At 77.3% G+C, this 1,078-nt stretch carries 1 pseudogene; it reads right to left on the bottom strand.

The window, feature by feature from the left end:
* Positions 1-1,078 (bottom strand): annotated as a pseudogene (locus tag ACZ5CR_RS46970) (hypothetical protein); the annotation flags it as partial.

Genomic DNA, 1,078 nt, shown 5'->3' with positions numbered 1-1,078 from the left:
GGCACGCTGTGCCAGAGCTCGCCCGCCACGGCGTGCGCGTTCCGCGTGGTGCCCGTCCCTTCGGAGCTCCCGGTCAGCAGACTCCCGGTGGCCGCGCCCCCGATGAGCCCTAGGCCGAGCACGACACAGGCCGCGGCGGCGGTCACGCGGGGCTGCACCCAGGTGCGGACGGGCCGCAGCCGCGTGGTGCTGTCGTCGTACAACGCGGGCCGGGCGAACGACACGAAGGGCCGCCCTGCTCCCGGGCCGGGCGTCAGGTCGACGGCGCCGACCGCACGGCGGGCGGCGGTGGTTCGCGGGGAAGGCGTTGTCGCACGCTCGGGTGTGTGGGCGTACGCGTGGGCGGGCGGGGCCGCGGGGGCGGAAGGCGTCCGGGCCTCGCGCACGGGCGCGGCGGCGGGCCCGGACGACGACGCGAACTGCACCGCGGGCCCGGATTCCGGCGTCGGCGTGACAGCCTCCGGCGCGGATGTGGGCGCAGCTGGGGACGCGGCTGCGGACGTTGACGCGGACCAGGGCGGTGGCACGAGCCCGGGAAGCGGCGCGGGACCCGAACCGGCCTCAGGTATGCCCTCGGACGCAGCCGCAGGGACCGACGGCGGTGCGGCAGGCTTCGGGGGACGGAGTCGGTAGTCCGCTGCGCCCTGTTCGCTCTCCGCGTCCGGGAACGGCACGCCGACGTACGGCGGAGCAGGAGGGCGCGGCGGCAGGAGCGGCGCTTCGGCGGCGGGCGCCTGAGCGGAGTCCGGGGCAGGCTCGGACATCGGCGCGTGCGTGCGCGTCATCGTCGCCGGAGGCGGCGCGTCGGGGAATCGCGCCGAAGCGGGCGGCGGTGGCGGAGACGGCAACGCCTCGCCATCGGCGTCCTGCTCGTCGTCCGGTGACGCAGCGGGCTCCGGCATCCGCACCCGGTCGAAGGGCGCCAACAGGTCCTCGAGTATGGAGTCGCCGTCCTCGGGCGCGGGGTCGGCCGCCGGTGACGCAGGTGACGCAGGTGAGCGGAGCCCTGAGCCCCGGTCGTCCGGGTACGCCCGGTCCCCCGGTCCAGGATCCTGGGCGCCGCCCTCCGGCGTCTGCG

It is taken from the genome of Streptomyces sp. NPDC031274, from assembly GCF_055570235.1.
This window is presented reverse-complemented; position numbering and strand designations above follow the sequence as displayed.